The organism is Levilactobacillus paucivorans (assembly GCF_001437125.1).
GTDB lineage: Bacteria > Bacillota > Bacilli > Lactobacillales > Lactobacillaceae > Levilactobacillus > Levilactobacillus paucivorans.
In genome coordinates this window covers 1-24,477 of the sequence record NZ_JQCA01000164.1, presented here as the reverse complement: position 1 = coordinate 24,477, position 24,477 = coordinate 1, and the positions used below count along the sequence as shown (strand labels likewise).

28 protein-coding genes and 1 tRNA gene are annotated in these 24,477 nt (G+C 49.3%); 6 read left to right on the top strand and 23 right to left on the bottom strand.

Annotated features, from left to right (window positions below):
* Nucleotides 1-376: 376 nt before the first annotated feature.
* The 3 genes from IV54_RS10840 to IV54_RS10830 all read right to left on the bottom strand — a co-directional run bounded on the left by IV54_RS10840 (nucleotide 377) and on the right by IV54_RS10830 (nucleotide 2,658).
* A complete protein-coding gene (locus tag IV54_RS10840; protein ID WP_057879341.1) occupies nucleotides 377-985 on the bottom strand; it encodes a sugar O-acetyltransferase in 609 nt (202 codons plus the stop codon).
* 278 nt (nucleotides 986-1,263) lie between these two features.
* A complete protein-coding gene (locus tag IV54_RS10835) occupies nucleotides 1,264-1,713 on the bottom strand; it encodes a VOC family protein (protein WP_057879340.1) in 450 nt (149 codons plus the stop codon).
* A gap of 114 nt (nucleotides 1,714-1,827) precedes the next feature.
* Entirely contained in the window at nucleotides 1,828-2,658 is an 831-nt protein-coding gene (locus tag IV54_RS10830; RefSeq protein ID WP_057879339.1) for a ribonuclease H family protein, read from the bottom strand.
* Between the two features lie 270 nt (nucleotides 2,659-2,928).
* Here IV54_RS10830 and IV54_RS10825 point away from each other — a divergent pair, with 270 nt between their 5' ends.
* A complete protein-coding gene (locus IV54_RS10825; protein ID WP_057879338.1) occupies nucleotides 2,929-3,402 on the top strand; it encodes a hypothetical protein in 474 nt (157 codons plus the stop codon).
* Between the two features lie 103 nt (nucleotides 3,403-3,505).
* Here the strand turns inward: IV54_RS10825 and codA are convergent, their stop codons facing one another.
* The gene (codA, locus tag IV54_RS10820; RefSeq protein WP_057879337.1) at nucleotides 3,506-4,741 is read right to left on the bottom strand and encodes a cytosine deaminase; all 1,236 of its coding nucleotides are present in this window, start codon (nucleotides 4,739-4,741) and stop codon (nucleotides 3,506-3,508) included.
* A 36-nt stretch (nucleotides 4,742-4,777) separates the two neighbouring features.
* Complete coding sequence (locus tag IV54_RS10815; RefSeq protein WP_057879336.1) at nucleotides 4,778-5,074, bottom strand: hypothetical protein; 297 nt, start codon at nucleotides 5,072-5,074, stop codon at nucleotides 4,778-4,780.
* Between the two features lie 105 nt (nucleotides 5,075-5,179).
* Between IV54_RS10815 and thiD the strand changes: the two genes are divergently transcribed.
* The gene (thiD, locus tag IV54_RS10810) at nucleotides 5,180-5,995 is read left to right on the top strand and encodes a bifunctional hydroxymethylpyrimidine kinase/phosphomethylpyrimidine kinase (protein WP_057879335.1); all 816 of its coding nucleotides are present in this window, start codon (nucleotides 5,180-5,182) and stop codon (nucleotides 5,993-5,995) included.
* A gap of 64 nt (nucleotides 5,996-6,059) precedes the next feature.
* On the opposite strand, the gene IV54_RS10805 is transcribed toward thiD, so the two are convergent.
* The 3 genes from IV54_RS10805 to IV54_RS11950 all read right to left on the bottom strand — a co-directional run bounded on the left by IV54_RS10805 (nucleotide 6,060) and on the right by IV54_RS11950 (nucleotide 7,250).
* Nucleotides 6,060-6,239 (bottom strand): hypothetical protein, encoded by a 180-nt coding sequence (locus tag IV54_RS10805; protein WP_057879334.1) that lies wholly within the window; start codon nucleotides 6,237-6,239, stop codon nucleotides 6,060-6,062.
* Nucleotides 6,232-6,924 (bottom strand): NAD(P)H-dependent oxidoreductase, encoded by a 693-nt coding sequence (locus tag IV54_RS10800; RefSeq protein ID WP_057879333.1) that lies wholly within the window; start codon nucleotides 6,922-6,924, stop codon nucleotides 6,232-6,234. The genes IV54_RS10805 and IV54_RS10800 overlap by 8 nt, the downstream gene beginning before the upstream one ends.
* A gap of 176 nt (nucleotides 6,925-7,100) precedes the next feature.
* Nucleotides 7,101-7,250, bottom strand: coding sequence for a hypothetical protein (locus IV54_RS11950; RefSeq protein WP_164479009.1), 150 nt, complete (start codon nucleotides 7,248-7,250; stop codon nucleotides 7,101-7,103).
* 228 nt (nucleotides 7,251-7,478) lie between these two features.
* Between IV54_RS11950 and IV54_RS10795 the strand changes: the two genes are divergently transcribed.
* A tRNA-Arg gene (locus tag IV54_RS10795) sits at nucleotides 7,479-7,552 on the top strand.
* A 94-nt stretch (nucleotides 7,553-7,646) separates the two neighbouring features.
* Here IV54_RS10795 and IV54_RS10790 read toward each other — a convergent pair.
* The 5 genes from IV54_RS10790 to IV54_RS10770 all read right to left on the bottom strand — a co-directional run bounded on the left by IV54_RS10790 (nucleotide 7,647) and on the right by IV54_RS10770 (nucleotide 10,678).
* Nucleotides 7,647-7,889 carry a cytochrome b5 domain-containing protein gene (locus IV54_RS10790; RefSeq protein ID WP_057879332.1) on the bottom strand — a complete coding sequence of 81 codons (243 nt, stop codon included), beginning with the start codon at nucleotides 7,887-7,889 and terminating at the stop codon, nucleotides 7,647-7,649.
* Between the two features lie 153 nt (nucleotides 7,890-8,042).
* Nucleotides 8,043-8,246, bottom strand: a complete 204-nt coding sequence (locus IV54_RS10785; protein WP_011668621.1) for a cold-shock protein — start codon at nucleotides 8,244-8,246, stop codon at nucleotides 8,043-8,045.
* Nucleotides 8,247-8,442: 196 nt separating this feature from the next.
* The gene (locus IV54_RS10780) at nucleotides 8,443-9,051 is read right to left on the bottom strand and encodes an alpha/beta hydrolase (protein WP_057879331.1); all 609 of its coding nucleotides are present in this window, start codon (nucleotides 9,049-9,051) and stop codon (nucleotides 8,443-8,445) included.
* A gap of 10 nt (nucleotides 9,052-9,061) precedes the next feature.
* Nucleotides 9,062-9,382, bottom strand: a complete 321-nt coding sequence (locus IV54_RS10775; RefSeq protein ID WP_057879330.1) for a hypothetical protein — start codon at nucleotides 9,380-9,382, stop codon at nucleotides 9,062-9,064.
* A 156-nt stretch (nucleotides 9,383-9,538) separates the two neighbouring features.
* Nucleotides 9,539-10,678: an A/G-specific adenine glycosylase gene (locus tag IV54_RS10770; protein ID WP_057879329.1), complete on the bottom strand. Its 1,140-nt coding sequence runs from the start codon at nucleotides 10,676-10,678 to the stop codon at nucleotides 9,539-9,541.
* A gap of 141 nt (nucleotides 10,679-10,819) precedes the next feature.
* Here IV54_RS10770 and IV54_RS10765 point away from each other — a divergent pair, with 141 nt between their 5' ends.
* A complete protein-coding gene (locus IV54_RS10765; protein WP_237756722.1) occupies nucleotides 10,820-12,469 on the top strand; it encodes a peptide ABC transporter substrate-binding protein in 1,650 nt (549 codons plus the stop codon).
* A 696-nt stretch (nucleotides 12,470-13,165) separates the two neighbouring features.
* Here IV54_RS10765 and IV54_RS10760 read toward each other — a convergent pair.
* Together IV54_RS10760 and IV54_RS10755 are read right to left on the bottom strand one after the other, a co-directional pair.
* Nucleotides 13,166-13,480 (bottom strand): DUF7671 family protein, encoded by a 315-nt coding sequence (locus IV54_RS10760; RefSeq protein ID WP_057879328.1) that lies wholly within the window; start codon nucleotides 13,478-13,480, stop codon nucleotides 13,166-13,168.
* A complete protein-coding gene (locus IV54_RS10755) occupies nucleotides 13,477-14,517 on the bottom strand; it encodes a lipoate--protein ligase family protein (protein WP_057879327.1) in 1,041 nt (346 codons plus the stop codon). Before IV54_RS10755 ends, IV54_RS10760 begins: the two co-directional genes overlap by 4 nt.
* A 142-nt stretch (nucleotides 14,518-14,659) precedes the next feature.
* Between IV54_RS10755 and IV54_RS10750 the strand changes: the two genes are divergently transcribed.
* Nucleotides 14,660-15,034 carry a glycine cleavage system H family protein gene (locus IV54_RS10750; RefSeq protein WP_057879326.1) on the top strand — a complete coding sequence of 125 codons (375 nt, stop codon included), beginning with the start codon at nucleotides 14,660-14,662 and terminating at the stop codon, nucleotides 15,032-15,034.
* Nucleotides 15,035-15,085: 51 nt separating this feature from the next.
* Here the strand turns inward: IV54_RS10750 and IV54_RS10745 are convergent, their stop codons facing one another.
* A complete protein-coding gene (locus tag IV54_RS10745; protein WP_057879325.1) occupies nucleotides 15,086-16,069 on the bottom strand; it encodes an aldo/keto reductase in 984 nt (327 codons plus the stop codon).
* A gap of 209 nt (nucleotides 16,070-16,278) precedes the next feature.
* On the opposite strand from IV54_RS10745, the gene IV54_RS10740 reads away from it, so the two are divergent.
* Complete coding sequence (locus IV54_RS10740; protein ID WP_057879324.1) at nucleotides 16,279-16,494, top strand: P8 family protein; 216 nt, start codon at nucleotides 16,279-16,281, stop codon at nucleotides 16,492-16,494.
* A 58-nt stretch (nucleotides 16,495-16,552) separates the two neighbouring features.
* On the opposite strand, the gene IV54_RS10735 is transcribed toward IV54_RS10740, so the two are convergent.
* The 7 genes from IV54_RS10735 to IV54_RS10705 form a co-directional block, all read right to left on the bottom strand.
* Complete coding sequence (locus IV54_RS10735; protein ID WP_057879323.1) at nucleotides 16,553-17,179, bottom strand: histidine phosphatase family protein; 627 nt, start codon at nucleotides 17,177-17,179, stop codon at nucleotides 16,553-16,555.
* 15 nt (nucleotides 17,180-17,194) lie between these two features.
* Nucleotides 17,195-18,136, bottom strand: a complete 942-nt coding sequence (locus IV54_RS10730; protein ID WP_057879322.1) for a DMT family transporter — start codon at nucleotides 18,134-18,136, stop codon at nucleotides 17,195-17,197.
* 190 nt (nucleotides 18,137-18,326) lie between these two features.
* Nucleotides 18,327-18,971, bottom strand: a complete 645-nt coding sequence (locus tag IV54_RS10725) for a methionine ABC transporter permease (RefSeq protein ID WP_191980420.1) — start codon at nucleotides 18,969-18,971, stop codon at nucleotides 18,327-18,329.
* Nucleotides 18,972-19,010: 39 nt separating this feature from the next.
* Nucleotides 19,011-20,072 carry a methionine ABC transporter ATP-binding protein gene (locus IV54_RS10720; RefSeq protein WP_083488584.1) on the bottom strand — a complete coding sequence of 354 codons (1,062 nt, stop codon included), beginning with the start codon at nucleotides 20,070-20,072 and terminating at the stop codon, nucleotides 19,011-19,013.
* A gap of 59 nt (nucleotides 20,073-20,131) precedes the next feature.
* On the bottom strand, nucleotides 20,132-20,938 hold the full coding sequence (locus IV54_RS10715; protein ID WP_057879320.1) for a MetQ/NlpA family ABC transporter substrate-binding protein: 807 nt from the start codon (nucleotides 20,936-20,938) through the stop codon (nucleotides 20,132-20,134).
* A 509-nt stretch (nucleotides 20,939-21,447) separates the two neighbouring features.
* Nucleotides 21,448-21,996: a DNA-3-methyladenine glycosylase I gene (locus IV54_RS10710; RefSeq protein WP_057879319.1), complete on the bottom strand. Its 549-nt coding sequence runs from the start codon at nucleotides 21,994-21,996 to the stop codon at nucleotides 21,448-21,450.
* Between the two features lie 452 nt (nucleotides 21,997-22,448).
* On the bottom strand, nucleotides 22,449-24,089 hold the full coding sequence (locus IV54_RS10705; RefSeq protein ID WP_057879318.1) for a peptide ABC transporter substrate-binding protein: 1,641 nt from the start codon (nucleotides 24,087-24,089) through the stop codon (nucleotides 22,449-22,451).
* Between the last annotated feature and the right edge of the window lie 388 nt (nucleotides 24,090-24,477).

Sequence of the window (24,477 nt, the reverse complement as noted above, 5' to 3'; positions counted from 1 at the left end):
AACGCCTTATGAAATATTCTTTAATGTAGTGTTGCACTTAATTTGACAATTCAAGCGCTAAAATAAATAATCCTCCTCATTTGATTCCTGAGAAATCCGGTGGACTCTCAGCGGCATCGATTCAGAAGAGATTGTACGAAAAAAGCGCTGTTTCCAGGTCGTCTTACGAGCCACCTGTACAGCGCCTAACGGTTGTATACAAATTGCCTTCGCAAATCTCTTAAAGCGATATCCAGAGTCTATTATACGCGGAAGCAATGATTAGTAAAATCTAGCACTACAATAAGATTTTTAAATAGAAGTTAAAGCGGTTACACGCCCTATCATGATAGGAATCTAAGAATTTGATTAGAATTTACGTCGAGGGCGATTTCGACTAGTCGCCGAGCTTATCTGCCCAACGTGCCTTCGCAGCGGCATTTCCAGCTTCACTGTTGTCAATTTTCTTAATTGCTCGAGCTGGATTACCCACGATGACCACGTTATCCCCGAAGGATTTCGTGACGACCGAACCGGCGCCGACAACCACATTATCTCCCAAGGTAACCCCAGGAAGAATCGTGACCCGACCACCCAACCAGGCATTGTTGCCAATGGTAATGGGTGCCCCCATCTCAACGTCATTCTTCCGAGCCATGGCGTTTAAGGGGTGAACTGGCGTGTAGAGGCCAATGTTTGGGCCAAAGTAGCAGTTTTCCCCGATTGTAATCGGACAGGTATCGAGGAACGTCATATCATAGTTCCCGTAGAAATGATTCCCGATGTGGATGTTCCAGCCGTAGTCAAACTTGAACCCCGCTTCAACGAAGAAGTCATCCCCGGTATCTTCAATTAATTTCCGATAACCGTTATTTCTTTCTGCATTGTCATCCAGTTGATTGACTGCCCGTAATTGCTTACGTGCCACCATCCGCCGTGCGATAAGTTCCTTGTCAAATTGTTCGTACGGTTGTCCCGCCGTCATCTTTTCTCGTTCCGTTGCCATATCTTGAATCACTCCTCTTGCGTTTCATGATAACACGCGAGTGGCCTGGCCCCCAAATAGAGTCGCAGTAACGATCAGTGTCTGGTCCCCAAACGCTCTCACTACAAATAGTCTTTATCAAACTGTTGTCAGTGATTCTTCACGAAACCTGTCGTTGCTCACGGCTACGCATTTCAAAATCCAGTGGCAGACTCTGATTGTCCAGTACTACCTCCAATGCACTTCTACATAAAATACAAAAAAGCCGTAGCACTCAGCTACGACCACACTAAAATTCTTTAATTATCCAATAACATCGGTTGTTCACGCAAAATCCAGGTAATCCCGTAGGCATCAACGACCTGTCCCATCTTGCCACCGGCGGTCTGTGTCGTAAACGGACTGATAGCCTTGATATCTGATTTAAGTAGATGTTGATACAGGTCGGTCAGGGCCTTAACGCCTTCCGAATCCTGTTCATCCACCGCAATCATTAAGGACACCAGGGTTGATGAGGTCGGTTGACCCATCAATGCATCAGCACACTGAATATCTAGGCCCATGACCCGAAAGCCCCCACTCATGGTCATCTCGGCCAAATTCATGGTTGGTTCCAACCCAAATTGTTCAACCTCATCCGCTGTCGGACTAACCCGATAGGCATCGGTTGCACCAAACACCTGCTCATAGTAGGTGATGGCCTCTTTCGCGTTTTCAAATTCCAGATACGGAATTAATTTTGCTTGCATCATCGGTACCCCATTCATTGACTTAATTTTTTAAACCCATGACTAGGACTGGCAGACCAGTCTAGTCCCCCAAATTAGGTTATCCGCATGTAATCCTTAGGTCTCATTATACCCTTAATTATCAAGAAATGGAAAATCCTGTAAGCTCCGGCTCAGATCGGCCACAGATTGAGCCGTCGTTTGGCCATGTTTCGGCGTCGTTGTCGCCTTAGTCTGTGGCGTCACTGGTGCCTTCATTTGCGTCTGACTACCGCCACTCATCCGGTCCATCGTTTCATTCAACAAGTGATCAACAAAAACGTTTCCTTGGTTCGTCGCATGGCCCTTCGTCCACTGATAACTCAAGTGGGCGAATTGGGGCAACAATCGGTCAACCTCTTGCCATAATTCAGCATTGGCCAACGGCCCCGCACTACGCTTCCAACCGCGCCGCTTCCAGCCGGCCAACCAGCCTTGGGTCACCGCATTCAGCACGTACCGCGAGTCTAGAACAAAACAAATCTTCTGATCGGTCACACCCAGATCAACCAAGTGTTGCAGGGCATTTTGAAAAGCCATGATTTCCATCCGATTGTTGGTCGCCCCGAACTCACCATCGGAGCCCTTCTCTACGCGATCAGGTAATTCGATTCGATAGGCCCAAGCCGCCTTGTCTTCGGCCCGGACGTGTCCGCCAGCAACGTTGCCGGTGTTCCGCGACCCACCATCCGTGTACACGGTGATGTCCGCATCAGCCGGACTCGTTGTTGGCTGCGTTGCTTGACGCCGCTTAGTGGTGGGCTTGACTGCTGTCTGCCCCTTCATGAAGGCATTGGCCTCGGCCGCTGTCGCAAAACTCTTGTACTGAGCCCCGGAAAAGCCGCTCACCTGGTTCTGAGTTTCCGGCCAAGTTCGATAGATGCCCGGCTTCTTTCCTTTGCGCACCGCATAGTATTTCTGTGCCACCTAAATCCCTCCGCTTTCAAACTAATCTAAGCTAGTTTACCATACTTTACCCACAATCCTGTAAATCCACAATTACTAAGTTTATGTTGCCGTTACCATCTCTGTTGTCTCGCTTGAAAGTTTCTGAAAATTCAACGATCCTTAAAAAAGGTTAATTTAAAAGCTTAAATTGTTTTCATAACTTTTATATTATGATAACCTAGACAGTGTGAGTATTGGCCGGAGACTGTCAATACCTGTATTTTTTTCAATTATTTAAGGGGGTTTTTGATGAAGAATCCAATCCACGCTTCACTTATCACCGTCGACCAAGCCCGCGCAATGCTCAAGGATCAGCGAGAACAACGTGACGAACGTTTTCCCCAGCTGTCCACCTCCGGCCAATACATTTTACCTGATTACCGGATGACCAGAAAACGCGAAGCCTTCAAGATTCGGCGTCACACGTTCCTGAAGAAACATTACCGTTCCTACGTTGCCTTTGATTCCGACAACGGCCAGACCCTTTGGATTCACAATTTTTCCAGTTTATCCGAAGCTTGTTTCTGGCTCAACATGGGCTTAAAACCCAACGACACGGACTCTGCCAGTTCCTACAAGGAATGGAAGACCCATCACGTTGACGAAATTGAAGCTCTGAAGGCCGAATTACGCGATATGAATCAAGCTAAGCGTAAACCAGCGGCACCTGCCGAACCGGCCAGTGTCATTACTGTTAAAAAAACTAAACGCACTCGTAAATAGGTGCGACTCAAACAAGCGTTCCGGATTTTTTCCGGAGCGCCTTTTTTGACTAAAAAACGACCTTCCCCACCGTCAGGCAGAGAAAGTCGTCGTTAATTTAAGCTTAAAGGTCTAAGTGAACCTGCTTCGGGTCGGTCTTCACGATCACCTTACCATGGTGAATTGAGTAGAGGACTTCGGAACGTTGGTTCAGAGCGTTGTAGAAGTTATCATTGTTCATGATGACCAAGTTAGCTGGCTTGCCAACGGTGATGCCATAGTGGTCACCCACATGCATGGCCTTAGCCCCGTTAGTTGTCACGAACTTGTATGACCCATTGATGTCATCGTAACCCATCATCTGGGTCACATGGATTCCCATGTGTAGGGCATCCAGCATGTTCCCGTCACCCATTGGGTACCAAGGATCCTTGATGTCATCTTCCCCAAAGGCCACGTTAACGCCGGCAGCGTTCAGTTCCTTCACGCGGGTCAACCCACGACGCTTAGGATAGGTGTCGAAACGGCCACCTAAGTGGGTATTAATCAGTGGGTTAGAAATCATGTTGATGTGTGACATCTGTAAGAGACGCATCAGTTTGTAGGCATAGGCATTGTTATAAGAGCCCATGGCTGTGGTGTGGCTGGCCGTCACTTGGTCACCCAAACCAGTTTCTAAGGCTAACGTAGCCAAGGTTTCCAAACCACGCGAGGCTGGGTCATCAATTTCGTCGCAGTGGGCATCGACCAACTTGCCATATTTCTGAGCGAGTTCAACGGCGAAGTGGAGGGATTCCACACTGTATTCACGGGTGAATTCAAAATGCGGAATGGCCCCGATGACGTCGACACCCAACTTAGCGGATTGTTCCATCAATTCTTTCCCATGTGGGAAGGAAAGAATCCCTTCTTGCGGGAAGGCCACTAATTGTAATTCAATAAAGTCTTTCACTTCATCACGAACCTCAATCAAGGCTTTTAATGCCGTGAGGTCAGGATCGGTGACGTCCACGTGAGACCGCACGAACTGCACCCCATGTGAGGCCTGAAGTTCCAATGCTTGGCGTGAGCGGGTCTTGACGTCTTCGATACTGAGCGTCTTCTTCCGTTCTGACCAAATTCGAATGCCGTCGAATAAGGTCCCGGATTGGTTCCATTCTGGGTCACCGGCCGTCATGGTACTATCCAAATGAACATGAGGATCAACAAACGGTGGCAAAATCAATTTACCGTGCGCATCAATCACCTGTTCGTGATCTTTTGCCGTTAAATGATCAGCAATTGCCGTAAACTTGCCATCCTCAATTCGAATATCTTGTGGTTGTGTTGCATTTTCGATAAGACCTTGTTGAATTAACATGGGCGTTAATCGACCTCCTACAATTCTATTTTTCACCTAATAAAAGCCTGGGATCGTCATGCCCAGCCCCAACAACGTGGCGTCCACCACCAACCCCAGAATCAGGGCAATGGTGATCACCGTTGATGGAATGAGGCTCCAAGCGGACCCCCGCTTGGCGGCACGACTTAACCCTATTAAGCTTATCACAGTTAATCCGATCCCGATCGATAAAGTCATGGGTTCGCTGGAAAAAATTTGATACGCCGTCGTCACCGATCCCACGATAGCATACCAGCTGGCAGCGACCCCCATAATCCACCAAAAAGCCAACTGCCGCAAGGCTTTAGACATGGTTCTCACTCCTCATAGATTTATTTATAGAGGGTCTTAATAGCGCGCTTACAATCACTTATGCTATGCTAGACCCATTCTTAAAACACTGGAGGTCTCACTCTTATGGTCAACTCATTTCCACAAGCCCTCACCATCGCTGGGTCTGATAGCGACGGTAGTGCCGGCATGCAAGCCGACCTACATACTTTCTTTGCCCGGCACGTCCACGGTGCCTCAGTCATCACCGCCTGTGTCGCCGGTAACTCCTATGGCATCCACGCCAGCGTCCCAATGCCAACCGACTTCATTGACCAAGAATTTAAGGACCTTGCCGACGACTACCACATCAAGGCCGCTAAGACCGGGATGCTGGCTGATTCCGAGTTGATCCATAACGTCGTTAAAAACTACCAGGCCGCTGACTTCGGTCCCCTAGTCGTGGATCCCGTCATCATGACCAAACATGGTAACCAACTTCTGGAAGAGAGCGCCTTTAATACGCTACGAACTGATCTGTTGCCTCTCGCTACGGTCCTCACGCCTAACTTCTACGAAGCTCAGAAGATTGCCGAAATGACGATCAACAACGATGCCGACATGGAAGAAGCTGCGCGTAAGATGCAAAAGATGGGCGCCAAGAATGTCATCGCCAAGGGCAGCCATGCCAAGGAAAATCAGACGCACGTCAAAGATTTCGTGTTGTTAGAATCCGGCGAGAACTTCTGGCTGAGTGAACCTTACCATGAAACCGACCGAGTAAATGGCACTGGGGATTCCCTGTCCGCTTGCATTACCGCAGAACTCGCTAAGGGGACCCCGATGAAGGATGCCATTATGATTGCCAAGCAATTCGTCAATACGGCCATCGGTAATCCCGTTGAAGTCGGCCACAAATTTGGCCCTATCAACCACTGGGCTGCGATGGAACAAAACCTTTAATGATGAACGCGCTACACTGGGTCACGACACCTGTCGTGACCCTTTTATTTTGGTTTCGATCCGATTACCACTGATCGGGGCTCCAGGTGCGGCCGTCAACCTCACCTCCGAGTTGGTCCGCTCGCCGATCCTGCTCGGCAATGAGTTGTTTTAAGGCTAGCCAGAAGGCGCGGTCGGTAAACTTTGCCTGTTGCTGGGCTAATTGATCAATCTGTTCGTTTAACCACGCTGCATTTTCAGTCATCACTCTGCTCCTTTATGAGTGCCAAGGTATCGGCCAACTGGTCCAGGTCGGCACTCTTCTGTTCGAAGACGCTGGCAATCAATTTACCTTTGGCCTGCTGGTCTGCCGGTAACCGATCAATCATCCCCGGTAATCTTTCGGCAAACCAAGTCTGGCGAGACGTTAGACTGTCTGGTTGGGCTTGCGTCAAATAACGCTGATAGCGAATCACCAATTGAAGCTTTTCACTTTCATTGAGATAACCAAATTGATGAATAGCCAAGGTGGGCAGCCAGGTCATCTTAGCTCGCTGAGTCACTGCCGCCAATGGGGCTAATGCAGCATCCAGGGTAATCCCCTCGGCTCCCCCGCGTTGAAAGGCCTTCCCCGGCATGCCTGTTGTGACCACCACGCCGAGTTCCTTATCCGCGAGTGGATACCGGTGATCGCCGTAAACAAACTTTCGGGTTAACACCGTGTCTTCCCATTGCTTGAGGCTGGCCGGTGCGGCAAACCAATAGAGGGGAAACTGGAGAATAACCCGATCGGCCTGACGCAGCTTCGTCTGTTCCCGGTCCACGTCAATGGCTTGTTGGCCATCCAACCACTCCCAGTCGATCCCTGTGGCCGGTAGACTTTCCTTTAGAAACTGTTGACTACTCGAATCCGCCAAGTGAGGATGCGCTACCAATACTAACGTCTTCATTGTCGTGTGAACGCCCTTTCTATCGTGTACTTAATTGTAGCCCCACTTTATCACAAATCCCCTTTATTTGGGGACCTGATGCCCATCTCGTCCAATAATCTAGCCGCTTTTGTAAAAATGCGTATAAGAAAAGTGACCGGAATAATGATTCCAGTCACTGCTAAATGAAAATTTAGTTAAATCAAACGACGGTCAGAATCGTCAGGTAACTTGCTTCGGGTAGCGAGATGCTTACTATTCTTGCGGAATGCCTCTCGGTTGTTGAGATACAACTGACCACCTGCCGCTAAACCAATAATAAATAAAATAATAACTAGTGCATGCATAGCAATTCCCCCCGTCAACTTTAGGTTACAGTTATATTATCGTAATGTTACAGGAACATTGCAAGCCGTTTTGATCAAAAATTAGAAATTCTTGAGATTTTATCAGGCTAGTAAGTTAAGCCTGTAAACCTGACCAGGGGTTGGCCGACAGAAGCAATTCCTAACAGTAATTGACAGGTTGGGTTGGCTTCTCTATAATTAAGAAGTTGTCGAGCAGACTTCCATTAGGTCGCAATAGCTCAGCTGGATAGAGCAACGGTCTTCTAAACCGTAGGTCGAGGGTTCGAATCTCTCTTGCGACATCATTTAAAAGTAATCGAATAAGCTAAAGAAGGCGTCGTGAGCAGATTATGCTCACGACGCCTATTTTTCATCTCTATTGCCGACCACTAGGAATTAGTCGTCTTGGTACTTACCGACCACAGGAAGTTTTGCCAAAACCTTGCGACCATGGGGAGATTGGCCATCAATGACACTGGTGAGCTCGTTTCCTGCCAAATTGCCATGATGTTTGCCACCCTGCCAGGCTTCGACACCGGATACATCGTAGACCACGCCATCAACGGCCACATAAGCTGGTTGCCCATCTTGGCCGTTAAATTTGGCCAATTCTGTTTGGTTAAAAACCGTTTCACTCATTCAAAATCACCGCCTAATTTTATTAGTCTTATCGTAAACTGACCAATCAAACTTTACAAGCAATTCGCCTTTCGCCCGATAATGCCATAGACGAAAAAAAAACCATTAACCGAAGTTAGTGGTTTTTTACGACACGATTTAGGCTAATGTAAATTAGTCGACAACCGATACGTTAGCAGCTTGTGGGCCACGGTCGCCTTGTTCTACATCAAGGGATACGTGTTGGCCTTCTTCAAGCGTCTTGAAGCCTTCACTGTTGATAGCTGAGAAGTGAACGAACACGTCTGAGCCGTTTTCCAAAGTGATGAAGCCGTAACCTTTATCAGCGTTGAACCATTTAACAGTACCTTGTTCCATAAGAATGAAACCTCCGTGTGCGCATAGCGCAATATTATTTGCATTTGAAAGCTGGGGTAAAAAGGAGCCATTCTTATAAGAACGTCGAGCCTTTAAAACTTCCGAACCATAAATACATTATCAATAGAATAACAGGTATTCTCCAAAATAGCAAATGAGAAGTGCTCGTTTTTTAAAACTTTTTTAGCGTACTCCCTTAATCGTTTTCACCCAACCAGTTTTTCGTGGCACTCACTTCTTGTGGTGTCAGCATGTGACTACCACCGGTCTGGTAAAGGGTTACTGCGGCTTTTGTACGCCGACAATCGGCCGCTACTTGTTGCACCGTAGCCACCGTTACTAACGGATCACGTTGCCCAGCAGACAGCCAAATATTTAATTTTGGTCGTTCAACAATTTGAGGTGTTGCGAGCCATAATGGGTGAAATAAAACCGCCGTTGTCCCCGGCAGATCCCCGGTACGCAAACCATAAGATCCCATTGCTGCCCCATTAGAATAACCCACGGTAATTAAGTGGTCGACATCCCAGCGATGATTCCGACAAATCTGGCGGACACTGGCCCCTAACCAGGCCGATTCAGTCGCAACCTGTTGGGGGTCAACGGGACCCGCTGCCGTCTGTTGGAAGTACTGCCGCTGTGCCCCTTCGCCCAGTCGACCACCAATCGTCATCAGCGGGCTCTGCGGCGCTAGACGCCGACCAAAAGTCAGCATTTCTTCATTAGTTCCACCCGTTCCCTGCAATAACAAGACTGGTGGAGCGGTATTTGCGCCCGGCGCTGTTTCAATTAACTCATCCGTCATATGAGCTCTCCTAGCGCCGAACAATCAGCTCAATCTGAGCCTTCTGCGGGGCGAAATTCAGGCCATAACAAGGTTCCGTTAGAATCTTACTGTACTCACTTAAAACGTCATCAGGCAGTGGCGTATGGCTTCTCAGCCGTTCGATTAATGCCGGCGCAGTTGCCATCTCTTTTAGCGAAACAAAGAGTAACGCATTATTGATTAAATCGTGAAGCAAGTCGGTCAATAAGCCATTGGGTTTACCTTTCGGATCGGTCACAACCACCTGATGGCTTTCGACTTCCTGATGATTCACGGATACTGATTTGAGAACATCAAACACGGTTTGCATGATTAAGTACCCCCTCGTAATGGCCGTAAATGTAAAATTTCTCGGCCACCTAACCGACTGCTAATTAAAAAAACTATTGCGATCACCAGTCAAAACCATTGACCACGCCGCATCATTGATTACTTTGATGATACTGCAACTTTGCTCGAAGCGAAACTAATTTTCTTTGAACACCGCGTGGCCAACATGTTGTTCGTAACGGGCCATCATCTTCTCCTGAACTTTAGGAAGTGGCAAAGCGGTCACCTGATCGGCAGTCACCCACCGCCCTGGCAAAAAGTCTAACGTCGGGGTCGTCGTGAGTTCTGCCACCAGTAATTTAACTTGCCACCGCTGGTGCGTGTAGGTATGGCTAACCTGGCGACCGCCTAGCGGCTGAAGAGTTAACGTCAACTGATTCTCGCGCGCCCACTTCTCCTGTAAAGTAGCCAGGTCCATCTCTTCTGTCGCCTCATCTGCATGCTTCTCATCTCGCAGATCGGCCTGTTTGACGAGCGGAAAACTCCAATAGCCCGATAGCATTTCCTGACTTCCCCGTTGAACCAGCAGATAGCCCGCTGGTGAATGAACGATAAGTCCATAATACGGGATTAATTTTGGCCGCGGTGCCTTGGTCTTCACCGGAAAATCAAGGACCCGGCCCGCGTGATACGAGGCATCAAAGCGGCGAACTGGCGAGTGCTCAGGGTCTGGATTCTTAGCCGTCATGTAACTCGACCCCAGGTCCATAATCGCCTGATTAAAAGCTCCTGGACGTTTTGGATCCACGATTGGCTGAATAATATCGGTGAAGAGTTGCCGCGTCTTAGGTTTGGCAATGTCGGCGTCAATCATGAGTAACCGTGAGAACACTCGAAAGGCATTGCCATCCACCGCGGGCACCACCTGATCGAAGGCAATACTGGCAATTGCGCTAGCCGTATAGGGACCCACGCCAATCAAGTCTTCAAGCTCGGTCGCTGTTTCCGGCCACTGACCATGATAGTCGGTGACAAGCTGTTGCGCTGCCCGTTGCAGATTACGCGCCCGGGAATAGTAACCCAGTCCCTGCCAAGCCTTCAGTAATGTGGCCTCCGGTGCTTGCGCTAGATCAGCAACTGTTGGAAAGGTTGCAATAAAATTTTCATAATAAGGAATGACCGTCTGGACCTGGGTCTGTTGCAGCATGACTTCACTGATCCAAGTATGATAAGGATTCCGTCCATGCCGCCACGGTAAATCGCGGCCCTTGGCGTCGTACCACGCCAGTAAGGTGCGACGAAAATCGACAATCGTTTCGTTAGACCACTGTTCCATCCGTCTCGCTCCTCTGCTTGTTTTTACCATTCTAGCGAATTCGCTGCAGGGCCACAAGTCACCCGATCAAATCAGCTTGACGCCACCGCCTCGCTCACCTATTATCAGAGAAGAATACAGTTCACTATCGGAGGGGTAAACGTGAAACATTGGCGAATCTTAGGGATTCTGATGCTATGCATCATCTTGACTGGTTGTTCCACGAACCACGAAACAGATACGACTAGCGATAGCCAGGGAGTTATGACTAAGAATCAAGACTTAACCCTCACAACAACTCATCCCATCACCAGTTTAGACACGGATAAGCTTTCTCAATTTGGGCGTCTAAACAACACGATCGAAGGCCTCTATTCAGCAATGGGTGACAGCGATACGGAGCTGGCTCTGGCCAAAAAAGTGAAGATCAATGCGAGTCGGACCACTTACACCTTCACATTATGGAAAGATTCGTACTGGAGTAACGGTGATTTAATCACGGCCAGTGACTTCGTCTTCGCCTGGCAACGGGCCTTACAGCCACGCACGAAGTCCCCTAATGCGGACTTATTTGACGGCATTAAAAATGCCCGCCAAATCTTAAATGGCAAGTTACCAGCCAGCCAATTAGGCGTCAGTGCCCCAGACAAATTCACCTTAGTCGTTCACCTGGACCACCCGATGGCCGAACTGCCGCAACGACTGGCCTTCCCCTTATTTGGCCCACAGAACGAAAAGTTTGCGAAGCGGATGGGCAAACGCTATGGCACCAAGCCCCAATACCATGTCTATGCGGGACCCTTCATGGTCTCCAGCCACAAATTTAGCATTCAACACTGGCACATGGTCCCGAACCCCCATTACTGGGATCGCAAGCACGTCTACCTCCGTCAAATTGACGTTCGGATGTACCCGAGCCAACGTGCCGCGTGGAATGCTTACGAATCCGGAACACTAGATGAAATCCGCCTCGTCAATAAAACCAACCTCAAGAGTTTCGAAAAGAGTGCGGACTATACAGCCCGGCCCTATTCAAAGATGGTCAACTTGGTCTACCGCCAACGCGGACACGCTGCCAACACGCCGCTCATGCGCCAAAAGACGGCGCGGCTAGCCATCTCCCATGCCATTAATCGTCAGGTGCTCACCCAGGCCTCCTATGGGTCCACCTCATTGCCAGCCAAAGGTATCGTTCCGGCTGGCCTCAGTCGGGGCGTCCGCGGAACCTCAGACTTTGCGGCCGCGCAACCAGAACAGAAAACACTGGCCTTCTTGCCCAAGACCGCCCAAGCAGAATGGCTGGCAGCGCTAAAGGCCACCCATCAAAAACGGGTCACCTTAACCCTCGGTTACTCAGACATCGGTTCCGGAGAAAAAGTGGCCAAGGTTCTCAAACAACAACTCGTTGGGACGCTGCCAAGACTATCAATCACGCTAAAGCCTAGACAAGAAGGCCTCAACCGAGATTACGCCCCCGTAACTGCCGACATGACGGTGGTTACCCAGCGGGCCCAATACGCTGACCCACTGGCGATGTTGGACCTCTTCACCAGCGACAACGCCGCCAACTTTGGGCACTGGTCCAACGAAACCTACGATGACCTGATTGATCAGGCCAGCAATGCCCCTAGTTTCAACTCTCAGCGTTGGCAGACGCTTCTTAAGGCCGAGGGACTACTCATGCAAGAACAGGGTGCCACGCCGCTGATACAGCCAGCCAGCACCTACCTAGTCAATCCCAAATTGAACGGGGTCGTCTACAATACAGTCGGCACACAGTCCAATTTCAAGAGTGCCTATTTTGTCCATTAGGATTAGTATCAAACTGGCCATTACCATTAATTAGCTAAAACTGGGGCGCCGACGGCACCCAGGGATTCCGCCTGCTGTGGGGACGCTTCAGCCCTATGGGCTTCTCGCTCGATTTGAAGCCGCGAAAACCACGCGTCTTCAAAGTCGCCCGTGGCGTAAGGCCGAGACAAACCACTCGGTCTAACGCCACCACCACGGCCGGCTCCATCCCCGGTTGCCAACGGCTAAGGTTGTCTTCTAATGGCAACTTCACTTTAGCCCAAGACCAAATTACCGGCAATTAATTCTGGTGGTATCCGTCAATTCATATACATTCCAAGAACAATGAAATCCTGACCGAAAGTATGAGCACTTTCGGTCAGGATTTTTGATTGTATTCTAATTCTATTTACATTAGCCAAATCGCTATGTTTCTAGGGACCTGTAAGGACTGGAAAGGTGTCCCTGATTCTATAATGTTCAGACATGGCCGCCAATCTAGCCACTAACAACTCTCCTAGCCGGAGGAGGCCAGAGATGGAGCCAGCCGTGGCGGTGGTGTTAACTGGTGCTTTTCCAGTTTACAGCACGGGCGACTTTGAAGACTCGCGCTTCTGGCGGGGCTTCAAATCGAGCGAGAAGCCCGCACCTCAGGCTGAAGCGTCCCCACAGCAGGCGGAATCTCTGGCAGCCGCAGGCGTCCAACTCAGTGCAATTCTATTTTGGCAATTGTGCTTGGGCCAATTCAAGCACATCCGGACCAACAAATTCACTCGTCAGCCTTTGCATTGGCGTAAACTGGTGCCGCTCCTTGAATGGCACGGGGGAAGCCGCCACCACGGCCACCTTGAGGTTGTTTTCTGTCAGGAATATTTGTCCGACTCCCTGATATTTGCCCTTACTGTGTTTCCCGGTTCGCCAGGAATGAAGTTTGAAATCCCCATCTGGTTCGCGTTTAATTTCATATTGTCCGGAGGCGTTGGCCGCTACCGGCACCCCTATATATTGATTCACGGCATACTTGCCCTTCATTCGTTTTCCTCCTTAGTCAAAACCGACGCGACGATGGCAACATCGCTAGCCGCCAGCACACCACGTTCAACGGCGGCTGACAACACCGGGGTGACCGCTGCAATCGTGGCTGGCTGTCCCATCAGTTGTTCAGCAATCATCGCCAATTCAGCCGGCGTCCCTACCGTCCCAAACAAGGCCACGCGTCGGTACTGACCCGCCTGACGGGTAAAGTTCACATGGAGATCGCCACTTGCTAATTGGCAACGGTGATACTCCCGTAAGCCAGGATTGGCCCCGTAATTCCAGGCATCGGTGCGATATTTCTCCGCCAGCCGCTGATCAATCACCGTCCAGTCTCGATCTGTCAGATGATAGGTTTCAATCTGATCCAAGCGATCCACTTTAAAAATATGACACAGTAACGCCGTCTTAAATTCTTGGATTGTCAGGTTACGATAGGCTGGCGCCAGGTATTGGCGAAGATTTGTGATGGCCACGCGATTGGAGACTACCCCACGATGCGTATGCTTGGTAACCGGCAATAAGGCGTGGTGTGCTGCATCAACGTTGAGATCATACATGATGGTCCCCCCGGCAGCGTAGCCCTCGCCATTTTTAAACATGGTCATCCCCGAGAACTTTTTTTCGCCAACCACGAGATTACTCTTCTGGCGAATACCAAGGTCGGACACGCCCATAGCCTCTAATGCCTTTAAGATGGGATCGGCGAAGATGGCATAGTCGCCAAATACTGAGCCATCTTGGGGATCGCCATTCACAATATGTTCGAAGATCAAGTTCCGTTCATCATGGTAGACAGCACCCCCGCCAGAGGTTCGGCGGACCAACTGGACGTTCTGATCGGCGAGGTAGTGAAAATCCACTTCCGCCGCCACGTTCTGATTGATGCCGACGATAACCGCTGGCTGATTGACATACATCATGAATCCATGTCCCGGTAACTTGAGATCATTGACCAAATAATTATCAATAGATTGGTTCACGACAGCGTCCGTAACCGCTTGACCATTTCGATTGGTATCGATAAGAAACATCGTGTCAGCCCCCTTGGCTTCCTTCTAATAAATGTAGTTTAGCATACCGTTTCTCCCCGTTCCAATCCTCAAGGGATTCCAGTTGTCAGGCCCGCTAGTCAAAGGCTATACTGAAGGCACGATTAAGAAGGAGCGAACTGCGATGGCGACACAAACAATTTGGCAACGATTCACAACCTGGTGGCAGCACCGCCATCAGACGGCGCCAGAACTAACCATTACGGATGGCGTCTGGTTGGAACAACGTGACCAGGGCCACTATCGTCTGGGCCTGACTAGCGACGCCCGTGAACAGATGGGGACCCTGAGTTTCGTGGATCTTCCCATCCTGAGTGGTGATCATCTGGAGGCTGGCGACGACATTCTCGAGGTCGAGAGTGACAAAGCCGTTCAGAACTTCCAGACGCCGACCGCTGGCACCGTCGTGAAGATTAATGAAAACCTGATGGCTGATCCCGAAACCATCAATACCAATGATCAGGCGACCAATTGGGTTCTAGAACTCCAAGCCGACTAGCTAAAAATGGTCATCAGCACGTCTTTCAACCGAGCTGATGACCATTTTGTTTTACCACCGATATTGAACCGGATCCTTGATGTACTTATCATAGACGTCGCGCACAATCGCCATCTGTTCTGGCGTAAAGGCTGGAACATCGGCTGCGGCCACGTTGCGGCTGATCTGCTCTGGTTTGGAGGCCCCAGGAATCACCGTGCTGACAGCATCGGCCATCAGAATGTAACGTAAGGCCATCTGGGCCAAGTGATCGCCCGCGCGCAGACGTTCCTTAAGTTCATTGGCCGCACGCACACCGGTTGCGTAATCCACGCCGGAGAAAGTCTCCCCCTGGTCGAAGGCTTCCCCATGACGGTTGAAGTTGCGGTGGTCGGCCTTGCCGAATGCCGTATCCAGGGTATATTTACCACTCAACAAGCCACTGGCCAAAGGAACTCGGGCAATGATACCCACGTTTTGTTCCTGTGCCATCTTGAAAAATCGGTCAGCTGGCCGTAGACGAAACATGTTATAGATAATTTCAACGGCCGAGATGTCGTAATCCAAGGCCTTCATTGCCTCTTCGACCCGTTCCACACTCACCCCATAGTTCTTAATCTTCCCGGCCTTTTTCAATTGGTCGAGGGTGAAGAAGACTTCTGGTGTATAGTACACAGCGGTTGGTGGACAGTGTAAGAGCACGTTATCTAAAGCATCGACATCCAAATTCCGCAGACTTTCCTCCACGAATTTTGTGATATTGGCGGGCGTGTAGCCACTGGCCACGTGTGGATCGAGCTTACGTCCCACCTTAGTGGAGACGAAAACCTTATCGCGTTTGTCTTTAATAAACGTGGCTAAGGCGCGTTCACTCAACCCATCCTGATAGATATCAGCGGTATCGAAGAAGTTTACCCCGGCGTCATAAGCGGCCGCTAAGGTATTCTGGGCATCATTCTCGTCGAATGGGTCGCCCCATTTTGATCCCAATTGCCAAGTTCCTAATGACACTTCACTAATCTTGAAACCAGTCTTACCGAGTTGTCGGTATTCCATACCACACACCACTTTCTGGCAGTTTTCTGCCACTCTGATACCTCTCATTCTGCCGTTTTTCATAAAAATCGTCAATAGACCTAGCGGATCATCTAAACAAAATATTTACCATTTTCCCCCAAAAGGACTAACATTAAAAATGAAGCCGGTGAGATTCATGCCAATCACAAATTCCACTGACCCCAAATTCTTTTTGGAGGTAATTGGTTATGGCTGATTTTGAAAAGACTGCTTTATTGGATGAAAAGATGAGTGAAGCGTTCGACTGGTCCGACCAGGCTCTGCCTGTTCGTGACGCATTGTGGGACCACTTCATGGAAGCCAATGGGCATGACACTGATAAAACTGAAGCTTCGATGAAGGAAATGGATGCGAAGTCCGACGATGACGTTCGGTCTTACGTTGAAGATAACCTCAAGAAGTAACCGACTTTCACTAAAAAATAACCCCGCCGATTGGCGAGGTTATTTTTTTACAATCATTTTAGTTAAAGTTACCAGTTCCCACGTTGTAGAAACGCAGGTAACGTCGGCCGGTGGCCGGATCAATAGCCATCCGTGTCACACTCGTATTGCTAGGTTCGGGTAACGCAGCCGTTGCCGGTGCACCCAGCGTGAGCAGTGCCAGTGTCTTAATCGTCAGACCATGACTCACGACGAGAATATGTTCGTTAGGGTGAACCACGACCTGTTCGGCCAGCCACTGCCCGACTCGCCGCTGAATCATCAGATATGATTCACCGCCGACGCTGGCCAGTTCATCGGGTAAAACTTCACGCGTCACGGGATCAAAGGACGCCGCGTACTCAGCACTAACGGCCGCATACGTTTGCCCGCTCCACTGGCCATAGTCAGCTTCTTGTAAGCGTTCATCGAATTCGGGAACTAACGGGATCACCTGCGTTAATGCGGCAGTCGTCTGCCGGGCACGATGCAAGGGACTGCTGACGATACGGTCATACTTGACCGCCCGTAAGGTCTGTGCGAGTTGTTCGGCCTGCTGCAAACCGCGAACGGTCAGATGCGTGGCCGCCGTATCCAATTGTCCCTGAAAGACCTGGTCGACATTAGCCTGCGTTTGACCGTGACGAACCCAATCAAAAGTTGTCAATTTCGCTCACTCCCGTCAGAAATCTTTCTCAACAATCTTCCGCCGCCCACGTTGGAGCAGGTAGATGGCCACAATAACCAAGGCAGAACCGACAACTTCAGCGATGGAGATCTTCAAACCTAAGAAAATAATCGAGAGTACGAAGGTCATCACCGGTTGCACGGCATCGACAATACTAATCACGTCGGATGGCGCGAAGTGGGTACTGTACAAGAGCAAAGCAAAAGGCAGAATCGTTCCGATGATAATGACTGTGGCCATCGACATCAGAAGTGTACTCGTCAAAGGTGGCGTGTGCACCCAAACTGGCTGGTGAATATTGAAAATCACCCCAGCAATGAAGGTTCCCCAGCCCAAGACCGTAATGGGTTGGTGGCCGTAATCACGAACCAATGGTCGTGGCAACACCACGTAAAAAGCCGCGGTAATTCCGGAACCAATTCCCCATAGCAGTGAATCAAACGGAATAGCCAATTGTGAAATATTCCCGCGCGTAATCGCTAGGAATACCCCTAGCATGGCCACGGCAAAGGCAATCAGATCACTGCGTAACGGTCGCACATGCTTAAATACCAGACTTCCTAGCACGATAAACAGCGGGCTCAAATACTGGAGAATCGTGGCCGCAGCAGCATTCCCTGTTTGAACGGAAATGTAAAACGTTAGCAGGTTGGCCCCCAGTCCAAAGACGGCATACGCCACAACCAATCCGATCTCGCGCCAACTCTTAAAGATTGTAAACGTTTCTTTGCCATACATAATCATACTGATAATGAGTAAGGTGACCCCGGCCCCCATCGTCCGAGCAGATAGGAACCAACTTGTAGGAATCGATTGTCCCTGTGAGATGAACTGGAGCACCGTTCCTGATACCCCAAACATTGCCGACGCAACGGTCGCCCAGAAAATTCCTTTGACGACGTTTTCGGTTGCTGATCCTGTTTTTTTCAAGCCCATGAATCCTTTCTCTCTCACGTCACGCGTGTGTTTTTAATTTTTCTATTTTACCTAAAAATCATTAGAATTTGGCAACAAAATCGCGGTTTCTAAAACTTTTTAGGTTACCCCGTTTACCAGTTAACAGACTTCATAGGAAAAGGAGAGTGGAAAACTTTTCCAACTCTCCTTTTCGAACTTTTAATAGCGGTTAAGCCGTGTGGTCCACGCGGCGAGCCAACAGGTCACCCACTAATTGAATGGCAAAAACAATGACTAAGATGATTAACATGGCCAAGACGGTCACGTCCGTTTCAAACCGGCTGTAGCCGACGTTGATGGCCAAGTTCCCCAAGCCACCCCCACCAATCGCACCAGCCATGGCGGTCAGGTCAATCAAACTGATCAGCGTTAGGACAGAGGAACGAATGATATCGGCCAGGCCTTCCTTGAGATAGACCCGGAAGATAATTCCCATGGGACCAGAACCAACCGATTCGGCTGCCTCGATCACCCCGTGGTCAACTTCGGCCAAGGCATTTTGAATCTGCCGCGCATAGAATGGGGCGGACCCAATCACCAACGGCACAATTGCTGCGGTAGTCCCGATGGCAGTCCCCACGATCAGTCGGGTTAAGGGGGCAATCACGGCCAGTAGAATAACGAACGGAATCGACCGACAGAGATTGACGATCTTATCGAAGATGTTGTAAATGATGCGGTTTTCCAGAATGCCACCAGGTTGGGTGACGATAAGGCCAACCCCGATAATCATCCCGAGGATCCCCGCCACCACCGCGGTAATCAGTGTCATATACAGCGTCTCACCGGTGGCTTGAATAAAGTCACTCTTCATCGTAACGGCATTAGGAAAATATTTAGCAAACCAACTCAATTAAGCCACCTCCGAATCCGTGGGCTTCAAGTGGGTAATCTTAATCCCGGCATCCTGACAATACTGCCAAGCGTCTTGTAACTTATCCGGTTCACCGGACATGACCACAATCAGGTTACCCAGTGGCGTGTCCTGTAAGATTTCCACGTTCCCATATAAAATATTTGAAACCACATCGTATCGCTTGTAAAGTTCTGTAATCAGCGGGGCATCGGTACTTGCACCCACGTACTGGAGCTGGACCAACTGTTGATGGTCGCTCAAGTTCAGGGCACTGGCCTGCTTGTAAATCTTTTCCAGAGCCTGGTTAATCTGTGTCGCCGTGTTGATGAAGTCCTGCGTCAACGGCTTCTTCGGCTGACTGAAGATCGAGACCAGGTCACCCCGTTCGATAATTTCACCGGACTCCATCACGGCAACCTTGTTGCAGATTTCCTTGACGGCTTCCATTTCATGGGTGATGAGGACCACCGTGAGACCGAGCTCTTTGTTCAAGCGCTTCAATAGTTCCAGGATAGAGGACGTGGTCTTAGGATCCAAGGCACTCGTCGCTTCATCACTGATCAGAATCTCGGGGTCATTGGCTAGCGCTCTGGCAATGGCCACTCGTTGTTTCTGACCACCGGAAAGTTGCGCTGGATAATCGTTAGCCTTTTCGCTTAGGCCAACGAGATCCAAGAGGTGCGCCACCTTCTCCTGCCGATTCTTCTTAGATAACCGGAAACGAAGGGGATAGCCCACGTTGTCCGCAATCGTCCGCGCATCCATCAGGTTAAAGTGTTGGAAAATCATCCCAATCTTAGTTCTGGCAGCCCGTAGTTTCCGAGGCGTCAGGTGTAAGATATCTTGGCCGTTCACCACAACGGTACCGGCAGTCGGTGGCTGAAGCCGGTTAATGACCCGCACGAGGGTACTCTTCCCCGCACCGGAATAACCCACTACCCCATAAATGTCTCCGCGATTGACGGTCAGTGACACGTCCTTCACGGCGTTGACGGTCTGTCCCTTATTATGGAAAGTGACGTCGATATTTTTTAACTCAATAATCGCTTCGTTAGTCAAATCTTCGTGCTCCTTACTCGCCTTATGCCGGCTAATTTTAACTTAGAAATCTCGGTCTGTTACCAAGCTGGGATGGTTAATCCGTGGTAGTACTTCTTCAATAACTTCTTCGTTGCTTCGGTCTGGTAAGCCTTCACAATCTTCTTGTAAGTCTTGTTGTTCTTATCGGCCTTGTTCGTGGCAATGATGTTAATGTAAGGAATTGAAGCCTTGTTAATCTTTTCTTTGTAAATGGTTTCGCTGTTTGGCAACTTCGCTTCAGCGGCGAATTCGTTATTGATGACGGCACCGGCGGCATCCGTTAAGGAACGTGGCGTCTGAGCGGCATCGACTGGCGTAATCTTCAAGTTCAATTTGTTCTGGGTGATATCCTTAGGCGTTGGTAATGCCTTGCTATCGTTCACTTTAATCAGGCCAGCTGATTGAAGCAAGTGTAAGGCCCGACCTTCGTTAGTTGAGTCATTAGGAATCGTAATCTGGTCACCCTTCTTGATATCAGCAACGCTCTTAACCTTCTTGGAGTAAAGACGTAGAGGTGCGCGGACGGTCTTCCCGATGGAAACAATGTTGCTCTTGTGAGCCTTGTTCCATTGGTCCATGAAGTACGTGTGTTGGAACGAGTTGAGGGCAATTTCATGGTTCGTTAAGGCTGCGTTAGGCTGGTTGTAATCGGTAAAGGTCACCAACTTGATGTTGACCCCTTCCTTCTTCAACTTCTTTTGAACGGGCTTCCAGATCTTTTCATCGGAACCCATGATCCCAACTTTAATCGTCTTGTTGCTGCTGGACTTGCCACAGCCAGACACAATCAACAGTGGAACTAATAGTAATAATAGCCAACTAAAATGTTTAAATGATTTCTTCATATGCAAAATCCCCTTTATCCCTTTTAAAGAATTTATTTTGAAGCTAGCGATTGAAAACAATGACCAAAAGAAAAGAGTCCGCTTCTAATGTAATAGAAACGAACTCTGTCGTGGTACCATTCTAATTCAAGTCAGACATATGCCGACCTCTCATTAACACTCGCCAGCTTACGCCTTAAAGTGTGTGCACGATAATGAGTGCCAAGCATTACCACTTCATCGAAAAGACTCAGCGGTACCAATTCATTTCAGGCCATCTTCACCCCGCCGTGGGTTACCCACTTTCAGCAAATCGTGGGCTCTCTTGAAACCATTGACGGTGGTTACTCTCCTGATCACATTGTTTTCAATCGCTTAATTTAATAGCAAGTCTAATGCAATTCTAATTCGGTGTCAAGCACAATCGACAATAAATTTATTCATAACGGATCCCGTCCTAACGGCTCTGGCCAGCCAGCGCCCCAAATAAATCGGTTTCAGGTTCCACTGAATTCTCACCTAATTTTCACTTAATCTGGATCTTTGGCTTCTTGTAAAATACCCGCAGCTAATAGAAACATATGCGTTACTACTGGCCCCACAAAGCTAAATCCACGGCGCTTCATGTCCTTGGCAACGGCACTTCCCAGCGTCGACAGATGAGCCACCGCGTCACGTTCCAGTGCGGGTAAGAGAAATGGCGTCCCATCCACAAAGGCCCACAGGTAGGCGGAAAAACTGCCGACCTCCTGCTGAACCTTGAGAATCGCGCGGGCATTCTGGAGGACCGCCCGAATCTTACGCTGATTACCAATCATCCCCGGAAATGCCGCAATCTCTGGAATTGCCAATTCATCAATCATGGCTGCCACTGGCTGAATCGCTAGGCCCTCAAAAACTTGCCGGTAAATTGGCAACTTACTGGCCGCCGCCTGCCAACTCAGACCAACTTGAAAGACCCCCACCGTCAACAGTTCGAATAACACGTGGTCGTCATGCGTTGGGGTACCAAAATAGGCGTCATACTCCGCGGCACCATCCGTCTCAAATTGCCCACCATCATTCGGTCCAATTGCCATCAGCCTGCCCTCTCTCCTTAATCTCACTTAATTGTACCGGGACTCACCAGTCAGTGTAAAGTGAAAAAAGACGCCTACAAAATCGGCGTCCTTTCACGAATCTAAAGATTTAACTGCATTATGCCTTTAAAAACCAGTCAAAACATGGTGAAATCAACTTCACCAACTGTCATAGACCCAGCTAGTCGCAGGTTTCACATCGAGTAAAACTTACGACAATCGTAGTTGTAGCAACCCACTACCTAGCCGGAGGAGGCCAGGGATGGAGCCGGCCGTGGTGGTGATGTAAGACCGAGTGTCTTTCTCGGCCTTACATCACGGGCGACTTTGAAGACCCGCGCCTCTGGCGGGGCTTCAAATCGAGCGAGAAGCCTGACCTTTAGGCTGAAGCGTCCCCACAGCAGGCGGAATCCCTGGCAGCCGCAGGCGGCCAAGTTACACACACTTAAATCCTATTTAACGTAAGCGTACTTGTAACTCCACTGTGTCCCGGCAGTGTTGTGAATGACACCCTTGACCGTGGACCGCTGCAGATAAGCATAATTAGCCTGGTAGAGTGGCGTAAAGCTCTGTTCCCTGTTGATGAGCTTAGCGGCCTGAACCATGTCCTGCCAACGTGCCTCGTCGTTCCCAGCGTCTTGATTTTGAGCCTTGTCAATCAAGGCATCATAGGCCTTGTTGGACCACTTTCCATAGTTCAAAGCATTAGAGCTCGTTGGGATCTGCATGAAGGAAATGGGATCGTTGAAATCGGCTCCCCAGTGAGAAAGGAAGAGGTCAAAGTCACCACTCGTTGCCCGTGACTGGGCGACCGAAGCCGGAACGTTTTGAATCGTGAGGTCAAAACCAGATAAGTTCTTTTCCAGTGTGCCCTTCAAATATTGGGTAACAGTGCTGGCAGCGACATCGTCATTTCCAGCCATGATACTCAGCTTGACCTTCTTTAGACCCAGCTGCTTCAAACCAGCCGCCCACTTCTTCTTCGCAAGCGTTGGGTTGTAGGTCGTGGTGTTCTTAACAGCTTGTTGCTTGGCAAAGTCTTCACCTGTCTTGGGATCCTTGGCAAGGCCACTGGCTACAAACCCAGTTGGCGTCACAGAGCCATCCCCCAAGACCTTCTTGGTTAAGAGGCTACGATTGATCGATAAGGCAATTGCCTGGCGGATATTCTGATTGTTCATAATGCGCCGCTTTTCCTTATCAGCATCTTGGAAGTTATACTTCAGGTGAATCACGATAGAGTAAGGATATTCCTTGAATTCCTTGTTGTTCTTGTAGTTCTTAACCTGTTCCGTTGAGAGTTGCGCGAAGTCGAGCTTCTTGTTCTGGTACAGGCTCAACCCCGTTTGTGGATTAGTTACCACCTGGTAGCTAATCTTATTTAACTTCACAACCTTCTTGTCCCAGTAATGGTTGTTCTTGACGAATGACCAGGTATTTCCAGTCCCGCTCCAGTTGGTAATCTTAAACGGTCCACTGTACACCATGTACTCGGACTTGGTCGCATACTTCTTCCCGTACTTGTTGACGACCTTTTCATTTTGTGGGGCAAATAACGGGTATGCCATCAGAATCTTAAAGTAGGCAATCGGCTTATCCAATTCGATAACAACCGTGTGCTTGTTCTTGGCGTGAATCCCAATCTCACTGGGATCGGCCTTGCCAGCAATGATCTTATCCCCGTTCTTAATGCCGGAGAACATTGTTGTGTAGGAAGCCTTAGTAGCTGGCGTCAACGTCCGCCGCCAAGAATAAACGAAGTCCTGCGCCGTGATCGGATCGCCATTACTCCACTTGGCGTTGTCTCGAATGTGGAACGTCCAAGTCTTCTTGTCCTTCGACATCTTGGCAGAATCTGCCAGCCCAGGTGCCACTTTACCGTCCTTGCCTAACCGATAGAAACTTTCAAAAACGTTCCCAGTTTGACCGTAACCCGTGGCCTTGGCCAAATCGATCGTATCCAGTTGAGCTGTTGCCGGTAACTTTAAATCTTGCTGGGGCGTCGCTGATGATGACGATTGCCCACAAGCAGCCAGACCCAATCCCATGGCGACTACTGCAGCAACTAATCCGATTCCGGTCCATTTTCTCATAACCTTAACGCTCCCTTTTTCTCAATTTAGTGGTGTGCAATCCCCTAAACTTATAAACAAAAAGCGGGCTTCCCCTCACAGTCAATCGTGAGAGGAAACCCGCTACAGTGACAACAGTCGTTGTCGTTATGTAGGTCTACTGGTTTGCCTGGAAATCACGATTTAACCCAACACAAATAGTCATGTTACATTCGCAACATGCAGTGACCGTGATTTGAGTGTGGCTTTGGTTGGCTAACATCGTGGTTTCCTCCTTACTTTTAATTATTAAATGGATTGCACAGATTTAAAGGTACGCCATTTGCCAGGCTTTGTCAAAAGAAACGGTTTCCTGTATGTGTCAAGTTTTCCTAGGTGCCTTATAATCAACCAAATATTTATACACAAT

Excerpts from the sequence above, each read along its gene's own strand:
- IV54_RS10840 (WP_057879341.1), bottom strand. The coding sequence starts at position 985 with ATGGCAACGGAACGAGAAAAGATGACGGCGGGACAACCGTACGAACAA.
- IV54_RS10835 (WP_057879340.1), bottom strand. The coding sequence starts at position 1,713 with ATGCAAGCAAAATTAATTCCGTATCTGGAATTTGAAAACGCGAAAGAG.
- IV54_RS10825 (WP_057879338.1), top strand. The coding sequence starts at position 2,929 with ATGAAGAATCCAATCCACGCTTCACTTATCACCGTCGACCAAGCCCGC.
- codA (WP_057879337.1), bottom strand. The coding sequence starts at position 4,741 with ATGTTAATTCAACAAGGTCTTATCGAAAATGCAACACAACCACAAGAT.
- IV54_RS10815 (WP_057879336.1), bottom strand. The coding sequence starts at position 5,074 with ATGTCTAAAGCCTTGCGGCAGTTGGCTTTTTGGTGGATTATGGGGGTC.
- thiD (WP_057879335.1), top strand. The coding sequence starts at position 5,180 with ATGGTCAACTCATTTCCACAAGCCCTCACCATCGCTGGGTCTGATAGC.
- IV54_RS10805 (WP_057879334.1), bottom strand. The coding sequence starts at position 6,239 with ATGACTGAAAATGCAGCGTGGTTAAACGAACAGATTGATCAATTAGCC.
- IV54_RS10800 (WP_057879333.1), bottom strand. The coding sequence starts at position 6,924 with ATGAAGACGTTAGTATTGGTAGCGCATCCTCACTTGGCGGATTCGAGT.
- IV54_RS11950 (WP_164479009.1), bottom strand. The coding sequence starts at position 7,250 with ATGCATGCACTAGTTATTATTTTATTTATTATTGGTTTAGCGGCAGGT.
- IV54_RS10790 (WP_057879332.1), bottom strand. The coding sequence starts at position 7,889 with ATGAGTGAAACGGTTTTTAACCAAACAGAATTGGCCAAATTTAACGGC.
- IV54_RS10785 (WP_011668621.1), bottom strand. The coding sequence starts at position 8,246 with ATGGAACAAGGTACTGTTAAATGGTTCAACGCTGATAAAGGTTACGGC.
- IV54_RS10780 (WP_057879331.1), bottom strand. The coding sequence starts at position 9,051 with ATGACGGATGAGTTAATTGAAACAGCGCCGGGCGCAAATACCGCTCCA.
- IV54_RS10775 (WP_057879330.1), bottom strand. The coding sequence starts at position 9,382 with ATGCAAACCGTGTTTGATGTTCTCAAATCAGTATCCGTGAATCATCAG.
- IV54_RS10770 (WP_057879329.1), bottom strand. The coding sequence starts at position 10,678 with ATGGAACAGTGGTCTAACGAAACGATTGTCGATTTTCGTCGCACCTTA.
- IV54_RS10760 (WP_057879328.1), bottom strand. The coding sequence starts at position 13,480 with ATGAAGGGCAAGTATGCCGTGAATCAATATATAGGGGTGCCGGTAGCG.
- IV54_RS10755 (WP_057879327.1), bottom strand. The coding sequence starts at position 14,517 with ATGTTTCTTATCGATACCAATCGAAATGGTCAAGCGGTTACGGACGCT.
- IV54_RS10750 (WP_057879326.1), top strand. The coding sequence starts at position 14,660 with ATGGCGACACAAACAATTTGGCAACGATTCACAACCTGGTGGCAGCAC.
- IV54_RS10745 (WP_057879325.1), bottom strand. The coding sequence starts at position 16,069 with ATGGAATACCGACAACTCGGTAAGACTGGTTTCAAGATTAGTGAAGTG.
- IV54_RS10740 (WP_057879324.1), top strand. The coding sequence starts at position 16,279 with ATGGCTGATTTTGAAAAGACTGCTTTATTGGATGAAAAGATGAGTGAA.
- IV54_RS10730 (WP_057879322.1), bottom strand. The coding sequence starts at position 18,136 with ATGGGCTTGAAAAAAACAGGATCAGCAACCGAAAACGTCGTCAAAGGA.
- IV54_RS10725 (WP_191980420.1), bottom strand. The coding sequence starts at position 18,971 with ATGAAGAGTGACTTTATTCAAGCCACCGGTGAGACGCTGTATATGACA.
- IV54_RS10715 (WP_057879320.1), bottom strand. The coding sequence starts at position 20,938 with ATGAAGAAATCATTTAAACATTTTAGTTGGCTATTATTACTATTAGTT.
- IV54_RS10710 (WP_057879319.1), bottom strand. The coding sequence starts at position 21,996 with ATGGCAATTGGACCGAATGATGGTGGGCAATTTGAGACGGATGGTGCC.
- IV54_RS10705 (WP_057879318.1), bottom strand. The coding sequence starts at position 24,089 with ATGAGAAAATGGACCGGAATCGGATTAGTTGCTGCAGTAGTCGCCATG.